Consider the following 10,326-nt stretch of genomic DNA (forward strand, 5'->3'; position numbering starts at 1 on the left):
TTTTCTTTGTCTTGCCAAAGAAAAGTAAGCAAAAGAAAGGCGCGCCCGAGATGGCGACCCCCTCCTTGAATTTGTGTAACCGGGCGGAGACGGGGAAAACTCGCTTCGCTCAGACAGTTCCCCGTCTTATTTCCGCCCGCTTACACAAATTCAAGGCGCCATCTAGGGCAGGGACGTCAACGGCCAAACCGTTGGTGTGCATGCGCTGTCAGGCTCTCGTTTGTTGCTGTGTGCTGCTTTGCTTCGCTCGCGATCTTCGACTGCTTTTGCAGGTTCAGCTTCGCGTCTTGCTGCGTACCTACTACTGCGTTTGTGCTCCGATGGTGTGGCCGTTGGAGCCCTTGATGGCGCCTTGAATTTCTGTTGCAGAGAGGAAAAAGGAAGGGGAACTGTTTGAGCGAAGCGAGTTTTCCCCTTCCCCTCTCTGCGACATAAATTCAAGGGGAAGTCGCCATCTCGGGCGCGCCTTTCTTTTGCTTACTTTTCTTTGGCAAGACAAAGAAAAGTGAGTCAGCCCCGGCAGGGGATGAAACAAGGGATGGACCACAAACAAAAAACCATCCCCCATCCAACACATCAGTCCGCCGGCGTAATGTCGATATGGCAATGCGACGAATGCGAGTGCCCAGCATCAGCGCTATGGTGCATATGATCCTGCACCTCCACCCGCATCCCCAACCGCGCCAGCAGCTTGCGATCCGCATCCGCCTCCGGGTTATCCGTCGTCAGCAGCTTCTCGCCATAGAAAATCGAGTTAGCCCCCGCCATAAAGCACAGCGCCTGCAACGCATCATCCATCGCCTCACGGCCAGCAGACAGCCGCACCATCGCCTTGGGCATCGTGATCCGCGCCACCGCAATCGTGCGCACAAAATCAAACGGATCCAACTCCTCATTACCCGCCAGCGGCGTCCCTTCCACCTTCACCAGATTGTTGATCGGCACCGAATCCGGATACGGCTCCATGTTCGCCAACTCGGCAATCAGCCCGGCACGCTCGTGCACCGATTCCCCCAGCCCGACGATGCCACCGCAGCACACGTTGATGCCCGCCTCACGCACGTGCTCGAGCGTGTCGAGCCGGTCTTGGTACGTACGCGTGGTGATGATTTCGCCGTAGAACTCCGGCGCGGTATCGAGGTTGTGGTTGTAGTAATCCAGCCCCGCGTCTTTCAGCTGCGCAGCCTGCTCCTGCTTGAGCATGCCCAGCGTCACGCAGGTCTCCAGCCCCATCGCCTTCACACCACGCACCATGTCGGCCACGGCGTCGAGTTGATGCGGCTTCGGGTTGCGCCACGCAGCGCCCATACAGAAGCGGCTCGCACCGTTCTGCTTGGCGCGCGATGCGGCTTCCAGCACTTCGTCGATCGGCATCAGCTTTTCAGCCTCCACGCCGGTGTCGTAGCGCGCCGATTGCGGGCAGTACGAGCAATCCTCCGGGCAGCCGCCGGTCTTGATGGACAGCAGCGTCGAGAGCTGCACCGCATTCGCATCAAAGTTGGCGCGGTGCACCTGCTGCGCCTGGAACAGCAGGTCATTGAACGGCAGCGCGAACAGCGCTTCGATGGCTTCGCGGCTCCAGCGTGCGTCGGGGGCCTGGCCGGGCGTGACGGGCACCTTGGCGGCGTTCGGAACGAAGTTGAGCGGAGTAGGTTGCATGAGGACTTCCTTCAATCGATTTTGATGCGTGGTTTCTAGTTATGCGGGTCAGGCCGGCAGCAGCCAGTTCGGCTTGCGCTTGCCCAGGAAACTTTGCACGCCTTCGCGGCCTTCTTCCGAAGCGCGAATGGCGGCGATGCGGTCTGCGGTGTCGGCCAGCAGTGCGTCGTTGACCGGCGCACCGGACACTTCACGCACCAGGCGCTTGCTCTCGCGCACGGCGTTCGGGCTGTTGGCGACGAGCGCGGCGGTGATGTCGTTCACCTTGGCGTCGAGCGTGTCAGCACTCACCAGTTCGTGCACGAGGCCCAGGCGATGCGCCTCGGCAGCAGAGAAGCGCTCAGCGGTGATGAAGTAGCGGCGCGAGGCCTGCTCGCCCAGCGCGCGGATCACGTACGGGCTGATGGTGGCCGGAATCAACCCGAGTTTGGCTTCCGACAGGCAGAAGTTGGCGGTATCGACAGCGACCACGATGTCGCACGCGGCGACCAGTCCAACGCCACCGGCGTACGTGTCGCCTTGCACACGCGCGATGACGGGCTTCGGGCAGGTATAGATGGCGCGCAGCATTTCGGCCAGGCGCAGGGCGTCGGCGCGGTTCTCGTCATCCGAGTAGCCGGCCATCTTCTTCATCCAGTTCAGATCGGCACCGGCGCAGAAGGCGGGGCCGTTGCCGGACAGGACGATGGCGCGCACGCTGGGCTCCTGTGCCAGCGCACGGAACGCGCCGGTCAACTCGGCGATGACGGTCTCGTTGAAGGCGTTGCGCACATCCGGCCGGTTGAGCGTGAGCGTAGCAACGGCGCCGTGCTGCGCGAAGGCGAGCGTTTCAAAGGCGTTCATTGGGGGTCCTTGTTGGCGCCGCTTTGCGTGCTGGCGGCGTTGTCAGGTGCAGCGGCGGTCTGAACCGGGCCGGCGGGCAGACCCAGTTCGCGCAGGAAAGCGTCGACCTCGGGTAGCCAGATGGACAGGCCCGCGCGGCTGGCGAACATGCCGTGCGAGTCGCCCTGGAAGTTACCGTAGTCAACCATGCGTCCCTTGCCGCCCGCTTCCGTGTAGGCGGCGAACAGTCGGTCGGGCAGCGGCTTGGGCCAGTAGCTGTCGTTGTCGCCGTAGAACCACAGCGAGGGGTAGTGTGACTGCTTGCCGTAGTTGCCGAAGGCGCGCACGAGATTGATTTCCCAGGCGACGCAGCTGTCGTTGCGTAGGCCGCCTGCGAAGTTGACCAGACCGCGCACGCCCGGGTAGTCGATGGTGCCGAAGGCCATCGTGGTCAGGCCGCCGTGTGATTGGCCCATGATGACGATGCGATCACGATCGACGTACGGTTGCTTGGTCATGTAATCGAGTGTGGCGACCACATCTTCGGCCTGCACGGTGCCGTTGCTCTCCACATTGCAGCCGCCGCCGATGTAGGCGCCACCTGACTTCGAGAAGCCCTGGCGCATTGGCAGGACGACCACGTAGCCGCGCGCGACCAGCGGTGCGACTTGCGCGCTGTAACGTGCGCGGCTCTGGAAAGCTGGATTGCCCAGCGCCTTGCCGTGGTTGAGCACGATCAGCGGAAACGGCCCGTTGCCGGCCGGCTTGAAGATCGTCGTCTCGAGCTTGACGGTGAAGATGCCCACAGATTTGGGTATCTCGATGACCTCCTCGGTCATGCTGTGGGCGGGCTTTTCTTGGGCATGCGCAGCCGCGAGCAGCAGCGCGCAGCCAACGGCTGCCCAGGCGCTGCGCCACGTTCGTGCGGTCTTGCTGTTCACTGCAGATTCCTTGTTCGATGGCCGTCCGCTTACATGCGGAACACGCCGAAGTTCATATCGCCAATCGGTGCGTTCAGGCTGGCCGACAGGCCGAGGCCCAGCACGCTGCGCGTATCGGCCGGGTCGATCACGCCGTCATCCCACAGGCGTGCGCTGGCGTAATACGGGTGGCCTTGGCGCTCGTACTGGTCGCGGATGGGCGCCTTGAAGGCGGCTTCTTCATCTGCGCTCCACTGGCCACCCTTGGCTTCGATGCCGTCGCGGCGCACGGTGGCGAGCACGCTCGCTGCTTGTTCACCGCCCATCACCGAGATGCGCGCGTTGGGCCACATCCACAGGAAGCGCGGCGAATATGCGCGCCCGCACATGCCGTAGTTGCCCGCACCAAACGAGCCGCCAATGATGACCGTGAACTTGGGCACCTGTGCCGTCGCCACCGCTGTCACCATCTTCGCGCCGTTCTTGGCGATGCCTTCGTTCTCGTACTTGCGGCCCACCATGAAGCCGGTGATGTTCTGCAGGAACACCAGCGGGATCTTCCGCTGGCAGCACAGCTCGATGAAGTGTGCACCCTTGAGCGCAGCTTCCGAAAACAGAATGCCGTTGTTCGCGATGATGCCGACCGGGTAGCCCCAGATGCGCGCAAAGCCGCAGACCAGCGTGGTGCCGTAGCGCGCCTTGAATTCATCGAATGCCGAGTCATCGACGATGCGGGCGATGACTTCGCGCACGTCGAACGGCTTGCGCGTGTCGGTCGGGATCACGCCATAGAGTTCTTCGGCGGGAAAGCGCGGCTCAACCGGCGGGTGGATCTGCACCTGCTCCGGCTTGCGGCGGTTCAGGTGCGCGACGATGCTGCGGGCCTGGGCCAGCGCGTGCGAATCGTTGTTGGCGAAGTAGTCCGCCACGCCCGACAGGCGCGTGTGCACATCGGCACCGCCCAGGTCTTCCGCGCTCACGACTTCACCCGTGGCCGCCTTCACCAGCGGCGGGCCGGCCAGGAAAATCGTGCCCTGTTCCTTCACGATGATCGACTCATCGCTCATGGCAGGCACGTACGCGCCGCCGGCCGTGCACGAGCCCATCACCACCGCAATCTGCGGGATGCCTTTGGACGACAGGTTGGCCTGGTTGTAGAAGATGCGGCCGAAGTGATCGCGGTCGGGGAAGACGTCGTCCTGGTTTGGCAGGTTGGCGCCGCCCGAGTCGACCAGGTAGACGCAGGGCAGGTGGTTCTGCTCGGCAATCTCCTGCGCGCGCAGGTGCTTCTTCACGGTCATGGGGTAATACGTGCCGCCCTTGACCGTGGCGTCGTTGCAGACGATCACGCATTCCTGCCCCGAGATGCGGCCGATGCCGGTGATGATGCCGGCGCCCGGTGCCGCGTCGTCGTACATGCCGTACGCCGCCAACTGCGAGAACTCCAGGAACGGCGTGCCCGGGTCGAGCAGTTGCTGCACGCGATCGCGCGGCAGCAGCTTGCCGCGCGCGAGGTGCTTGGCGCGGGCGTCGTCACCGCCGCCCTGGGCAATGCGACTCACCTTGTCGCGCAAATCGGCGACGAGTGCGCGCATGGCATCGGCATTGGCCTTGAAGTCTTCGGCACGGGGGTTCAGCTTGGTGTCTAGCGTCGGCATGGCAGCAGTGCAGGAAGTGCGGTGCGGTTCAGTCAGGGAAGGTGCCGTCGACATAGAGCCAACGGCCTTCGGCGGATTCAGCGCCGCTGGCGTCCAGGCGGACGAAGCGGCTGGTTTCATGCAGGCGATGCGCGCGGCCGCCCACCTTGTAGCGTGCGACGAATTCCACCGTCGCGTGAACAGCGTCTTGCGGGGTGTGCCGCTTCACGTCCAGGCCGAGCCAGCGTGTGGCGGTGGCCGAGTTGGACGAAGAAGCGGCCTCGCTCGTTTCCAGATCGACGGGGCAGGTGGACGGGTGCCACGTGCGGCGCAGATACGCCGTGTCGCCCAGCACATAGGCGCTGTAGCGCGAGCGCATCAATTGCTCTGCCGTGGCCGGCACCGCTTCGCCCGCATGGAACGGGCCGCAGCAGCGCGCGTACGCAACGCCACCGCAGGGGCAGGCGTCGGTCGGGTGGATCGGCTTGGCTTGGGCACTCATCAGGCCAGCAGCTCCGGCAGGTGGCGCATATCGGTGAAGGTTTGCGTAGCACCCGCGGCAAGCAGCGGGCCGGGCGCGTTGCGTCCAGCGTAGGCCAGCACGGTCATGCCCGCAGCGTGGCCGGCGGTCACCCCCGTGGGGCTGTCTTCAATCACTAGGCAACGCGACGGCGCTACCCCCAGGCTGCTGGCCGCCAGCAGGTACACATCGGGCGCGGGCTTGCTGCGCGCGACCTCGGTGGCCGAGAAGATGCGCACATCGGTCGGTTGGAAGTGCTCGATCAAGCCGGTGCGGTTCAGTTGCAGTTCCACCTTCACGCGATCGGCGCCGGAGGCCACGGCCATCGGCAGGCCCAGCTTGGAGAGCATATCGATGGCGTGCGCAATGTGCGGCACGGCTTCCACTTCGGCTTCGAGCAGCGCATTGCGGCGCGCGTGGAAGGTGGACAGCCAGTTCGGTGGCAGCGGCGCGCCGCGCATTTCGGCAATCGCATCCAGCTCTTCGCGGATGGCCTTGCCCAGGAAACGCTGGATGGAGTCTTCCTGGCTGATCTCGATGCCGAGTTCATTCAGCATCTGCCAGATCAGGCGGTTGACAAGGGGTTCGCTGTCCACCAGCACGCCGTCGCAATCGAAGAGGATCGCGTCAAAGCGGGGATGGCGGGGGGCGGATTGAGAGACTGCAGTCATGCTTAGGTTTGTTGGGGTTCGTCAGCGGCGGTCTGTGCATCGACCGCCCTTGTGGATGTGGTCTTCATATGCGCCCGTCGCGCAACAGCGCTTCGATCTGGTCAAAGCGATCGAAGCCCCAGAAGGCTTCGCCATCGACGATCACGTACGGTGAGCCGAACACGCCGCGCGACATCGCCAGATCGATCTCGGCCTTGAGCTGGTCCTTGATCTGCTGCGTGCTGGCGCCCGCATTGAGTGCGGCGCCGTCGATGCCCATCGCATCGGCAATCTTCATCACCTCTGCGGGCTCACCAATGTTGATGTCATCGACAAACAGCGCACGGTACAGGGCGCGTGCGAAGTCGATGGCACGATCGCCGCCGTGGTGGTCGTGCACCCACAGCGTGGCGCGCGCGGCGTATTGCGTGGGCAGCGGAAAGTGCGTCGGCTTGCGGTATTCGATGCCGTTGAAGCGTGCGGTGCGCTCAAAGTCGCGCCACGCGTAGTCGCCCTTGAGCGGCACTTGCGGCAGCGGGGAGCCGCCGGTGGTCTTGAACACGACCCCCAGCAGGATCGGGTGCCACGCCGTTGCGCGGTTGTAGCGCTGGGCGAGCTCCTCCACGCGCGTGCTGGCGAAGTAGCCATACGGCGATGAGAAGTCGAAGTAGAAATCGATGGCCCCGTTCATGATGTGCTCCCCTTGTTGTGCTGCGGCTTCCCCAAAAAGGCCTACGCGAGTGCGCGGGCGATCAAGATTTTCTGGATATCGCTGGTGCCTTCGTAGATCTGGCACACGCGCACGTCGCGGTAGATGCGCTCCACCGGGAAGTCGCTCACGTAGCCGTAGCCGCCGAAGACCTGGATGGCGTCGGAGCACACGCGCTCGGCCATCTCGCTGGCGTTGAGCTTGGCCATGGCCGCCTCTTTCAGACACGGTAGCCCCGCGTCTTTCAGGCTGGCGGCGTGCCAGACCATCTGCCGCGCTACATCCACGCGCGTGGCCATCTCCGCCAGGCGAAACTGCACCGCCTGGTGTGCAAACAGCGGCTGACCGAAGCTCTCGCGCTCCTTGGCGTAGGCCAGTGCTGCCTCAAAGGCTGCGCGTGCCATGCCCACGCTCTGCGCGGCAATGCCGATGCGCCCGCCTTCGAGCCCCGACAGCGCCATCTTGTAGCCCGCGCCTTCTTCGCCCAGCAGGCAATCGGCGGGGATGCGGCAATCTTCAAACACGATCTGCGCCGTGTCGGAGGAGTGCTGGCCGAGCTTGTCCTCCAGCCGTGCAACAACGTAGCCCGGCGTCTTGGTCGGCACCAGGAACGCGCTGATGCCGCGCTTGCCTGCGGCCTTGTCGGTCACGGCCATGACGATCGCCACGTCGGCATGCTTGCCGCTGGTGATGAACTGCTTCACGCCGTTGAGCACCCAGTGGTCGCCGTCCCGCACGGCGGTGGTGCGCAGGGCCGAGGCATCAGAGCCGACATGCGGCTCGGTCAGGCAGAACGCGCCGAGCATCTCGCCGCGCGCCAGCGGCACGAGCCACTGCTGCTTCTGGGCGTCGTTCGCAAACGCCATCAGCATGCTGCACACGGGGCAGTTATTGACGCTGATGACGGTGGAGGTGCCGCCATCGCCGGCGGCAATCTCTTCCAGGATCAGCGCGAGCGACAGGTAGTCGAGCCCTGCGCCGCCGAGTTCTTCCGGCACGGCCACGCCATACGCGCCCAGCTCGCCAAGCTGGCGGTGCACGTCTTTCGGGAACGTCGCATCGCGGTCCCACGCGGCCGCGTGCGGTGTGATCGCCTCGCGCACGAAGGTGCGGATGGCGTCGCGGATCATGTCTTGTTCAGGCGTCAGCAGCATGGTGCTCTACCAGGTTTTGGCCAGTGCCACGACTGCGCCGATTGCGTTGCGTGCCTGCGGGCTGTTGCGCCAGCACGTTGAGCCGGTGAGGGCTGCGCCGCCCCGCACGATCTCGTCCACGCTGGCGTCGCGCAGTTGCTCGAGTTGGCTGAAGCCCATCTGCTCGAGCCGCGCGATCACGGTTGGCCCGACGCCCTTGAGTGCGAGCATGGCCGTGCGCTGGTCGGTTGGGAAGCTCACCATTCGATCGTGCTCCCGTCGTAGTTGCGGAACCCGCCGTTGTCAGCGCGCGTGGCATTGGCAATCACGCGGCGAATGCCGGCCACGCTCTCTTGCGGCGTGATGGCCGCGCCGGTGCCGCCCATGTCGGTCTGCACCCAGCCTGGGTGGAAGGTCAGGCACGTCGCCTTTTGCGCATCGAACGACAGCGCATGCAGCGCGTCATTCACCGCCGCCTTGCTGGTGCGATACAACCAGCCTGCGCTGCTGCCCATGTCGCCAATGCTGCCCATGCGGCTGGAGATGACGGCCAGCACACCGCCCGCTTCGTTCGCACCATTGCGGCCAGCTTCCACCATCGGCAGCACGGCAGGCAGCACGCTCATCGGCGCCCACACGTTCGTGTGCATGACGGCATCAAAGTCAGCCTGGCTGACCGGCGTGGCGTTTTGCGTGCGCGGGCCGTAGATGCCCGCCACGTAGATCGCCACGTCCAGCGCTTCACCGTCGAGCTTCCACGCAAGGCCGGCGATGGCGTTGGCGTCGGTCAGGTCCAGCACGTGCGTTTCGGCACCCAGGGCCTGCAGGTCTTGCGCGGCCTCTTGCGTGCGCACGGTGGCGATCACGCGCCAGCCATCGGCTCGGTACTGCTTGACGGTTTCCAGGCCAATGCCGCGCGACGCACCCAGGATGAGTGCGGTGCGCGTGCGGCGGGAGGTTGCATTTGTCATCGTGCGGGCTTTTTCCTTTCGATCAGTAGAGTTCGATGCCCACGGCGGTGGCTTCACCGCCGCCGATGCACAGGCTCGCTACGCCACGCTTGCCCCCACGGTGTTGCAACGCACCCAGCAGCGTGGCCATCACGCGGGCACCCGATGCGCCGATCGGATGGCCCAGCGCACACGCGCCGCCGTTCACGTTCACCTTCTCGTGCGGGATGTGCAGGTCGTGCATGGCCGCCATCGGCACCACGGCAAACGCCTCGTTGATCTCGAACAGGTCGACATTGTTGCTGTTCCAGTCGAGCTTCTTGAACAGCTTGTCGATGGCTGCGACCGGCGCGGTGGTGAACCAGCCCGGCGCCTGCGCATGGGTGGTGTGGCCGAGCATGACCGCCAGCGGCGTGATGCCGAGTTGCTTGGCAGTGGATTCGCGCATCATCACCAGCGCCGCAGCGCCATCGTTGATCGATGAAGACGAAGCGGCCGTCACCGTGCCGTCCTTCTTGAAGGCGGGCTTGAGCGAGGGGATCTTGTCGACCTTGATGCGGCGCGGGCCTTCATCGGTATCGATGATGGTGTCGCCGGTCTTGCTCGACACGGTGACAGGGGTGATCTCCCAGCGGAACGCGCCGGATTCGGTGGCTTCCTGCGCGCGGCGCACGGAGGTCATCGCGAAGTGGTCTTGTGCCTCGCGCGTGAAGCCGTACTTCTCGGCGCAGTCCTCGCCGAAGGTGCCCATGGCGCGGCCTTTGTCATACGCGTCTTCCAGGCCGTCCAGCATCATGTGGTCGTAGATCATGCCGTGGCCGATGCGGTAGCCGCCGCGGCCCTTCGGGATCAGGTAGGGCGCATTCGTCATGCTTTCCATGCCGCCCGCGACCACCACATCCAGCGAGCCTGCCAGCAGTGCGTCGTAGGCGTTCATCGCAGCGCGCATGCCCGAGCCGCACATCTTGTTGACTGTGGTGCAGCCGACCGACAGCGGCAGGCCTGCGCCGAGTGCTGCCTGGCGGGCCGGTGCTTGACCTTGGCCTGCGGGCAGGACGCAGCCCATGATGACTTCTTCGATCTGCTCGGGCTTCAGGCCGGCGCGTTCGACTGCCGCGCGGATGGCGGCGGCGCCGAGTTGCGGGGCAGTGAGGCTGGCGAGTTCGCCCTGGAAGGCGCCCATCGGGGTGCGGGCTGCTGAGACGATGACGATGCGGTCGGACATTTCTGCAATCTCCTGGGTCTGTGCTTGCAACATGTTTCTGCACTTGTGGTGCAGGGTTATGTGTCTCTTGCTTTGGGTGGGCCTTGTTGGTCCATCTCCGT

11 protein-coding genes are annotated in these 10,326 nt (G+C 64.6%); all 11 read right to left on the reverse strand.

Features of this window, described 5'->3' with window-relative positions:
* Positions 1–576: 576 nt before the first annotated feature.
* A complete protein-coding gene (gene bioB / locus C404_RS49385; RefSeq protein WP_021196224.1) occupies positions 577–1,659 on the reverse strand; it encodes a biotin synthase BioB in 1,083 nt (360 codons plus the stop codon).
* Between the two features lie 48 nt (positions 1,660–1,707).
* Complete coding sequence (locus C404_RS49390; protein ID WP_021196225.1) at positions 1,708–2,502, reverse strand: enoyl-CoA hydratase/isomerase family protein; 795 nt, start codon at positions 2,500–2,502, stop codon at positions 1,708–1,710.
* On the reverse strand, positions 2,499–3,422 hold the full coding sequence (locus tag C404_RS49395; RefSeq protein WP_021196226.1) for a dienelactone hydrolase family protein: 924 nt from the start codon (positions 3,420–3,422) through the stop codon (positions 2,499–2,501). The genes C404_RS49390 and C404_RS49395 overlap by 4 nt, the downstream gene beginning before the upstream one ends.
* A 29-nt stretch (positions 3,423–3,451) precedes the next feature.
* Complete coding sequence (locus C404_RS49400; RefSeq protein ID WP_021196227.1) at positions 3,452–5,059, reverse strand: carboxyl transferase domain-containing protein; 1,608 nt, start codon at positions 5,057–5,059, stop codon at positions 3,452–3,454.
* A gap of 28 nt (positions 5,060–5,087) precedes the next feature.
* Positions 5,088–5,540: a YchJ family metal-binding protein gene (locus C404_RS49405; RefSeq protein WP_021196228.1), complete on the reverse strand. Its 453-nt coding sequence runs from the start codon at positions 5,538–5,540 to the stop codon at positions 5,088–5,090.
* On the reverse strand, positions 5,540–6,229 hold the full coding sequence (locus tag C404_RS49410; RefSeq protein WP_031329771.1) for an HAD family hydrolase: 690 nt from the start codon (positions 6,227–6,229) through the stop codon (positions 5,540–5,542). The genes C404_RS49405 and C404_RS49410 overlap by 1 nt, the downstream gene beginning before the upstream one ends.
* 64 nt (positions 6,230–6,293) lie before the next feature.
* The gene (locus C404_RS49415; RefSeq protein WP_021196230.1) at positions 6,294–6,899 is read right to left on the reverse strand and encodes a 2-hydroxychromene-2-carboxylate isomerase; all 606 of its coding nucleotides are present in this window, start codon (positions 6,897–6,899) and stop codon (positions 6,294–6,296) included.
* 41 nt (positions 6,900–6,940) lie between these two features.
* The gene (locus C404_RS49420; protein WP_021196231.1) at positions 6,941–8,071 is read right to left on the reverse strand and encodes an acyl-CoA dehydrogenase family protein; all 1,131 of its coding nucleotides are present in this window, start codon (positions 8,069–8,071) and stop codon (positions 6,941–6,943) included.
* Positions 8,072–8,077: 6 nt separating this feature from the next.
* Positions 8,078–8,314, reverse strand: coding sequence for a hypothetical protein (locus C404_RS49425; protein ID WP_021196232.1), 237 nt, complete (start codon positions 8,312–8,314; stop codon positions 8,078–8,080).
* Positions 8,308–9,021 (reverse strand): SDR family oxidoreductase, encoded by a 714-nt coding sequence (locus C404_RS49430; protein ID WP_021196233.1) that lies wholly within the window; start codon positions 9,019–9,021, stop codon positions 8,308–8,310. The genes C404_RS49425 and C404_RS49430 overlap by 7 nt, the downstream gene beginning before the upstream one ends.
* Before the next feature lie 22 nt (positions 9,022–9,043).
* On the reverse strand, positions 9,044–10,225 hold the full coding sequence (locus C404_RS49435; RefSeq protein WP_031329773.1) for an acetyl-CoA C-acetyltransferase: 1,182 nt from the start codon (positions 10,223–10,225) through the stop codon (positions 9,044–9,046).
* Positions 10,226–10,326: the final 101 nt, after the last annotated feature.

The sequence above is a fragment of the Ralstonia sp. AU12-08 genome, from assembly GCF_000442475.1.
GTDB lineage: Bacteria > Pseudomonadota > Gammaproteobacteria > Burkholderiales > Burkholderiaceae > Ralstonia > Ralstonia insidiosa.

Coding starts and splice junctions, on each gene's coding strand:
- C404_RS49405 (WP_021196228.1), bottom strand. CDS start 5,540: ATGAGTGCCCAAGCCAAGCCGATCCACCCGACCGACGCCTGCCCCTGC.
- C404_RS49415 (WP_021196230.1), bottom strand. CDS start 6,899: ATGAACGGGGCCATCGATTTCTACTTCGACTTCTCATCGCCGTATGGC.
- C404_RS49425 (WP_021196232.1), bottom strand. CDS start 8,314: ATGGTGAGCTTCCCAACCGACCAGCGCACGGCCATGCTCGCACTCAAG.
- C404_RS49390 (WP_021196225.1), bottom strand. CDS start 2,502: ATGAACGCCTTTGAAACGCTCGCCTTCGCGCAGCACGGCGCCGTTGCT.
- C404_RS49400 (WP_021196227.1), bottom strand. CDS start 5,059: ATGCCGACGCTAGACACCAAGCTGAACCCCCGTGCCGAAGACTTCAAG.
- C404_RS49430 (WP_021196233.1), bottom strand. CDS start 9,021: ATGACAAATGCAACCTCCCGCCGCACGCGCACCGCACTCATCCTGGGT.
- C404_RS49420 (WP_021196231.1), bottom strand. CDS start 8,071: ATGCTGCTGACGCCTGAACAAGACATGATCCGCGACGCCATCCGCACC.
- bioB (WP_021196224.1), bottom strand. CDS start 1,659: ATGCAACCTACTCCGCTCAACTTCGTTCCGAACGCCGCCAAGGTGCCC.
- C404_RS49435 (WP_031329773.1), bottom strand. CDS start 10,225: ATGTCCGACCGCATCGTCATCGTCTCAGCAGCCCGCACCCCGATGGGC.
- C404_RS49410 (WP_031329771.1), bottom strand. CDS start 6,229: ATGACTGCAGTCTCTCAATCCGCCCCCCGCCATCCCCGCTTTGACGCG.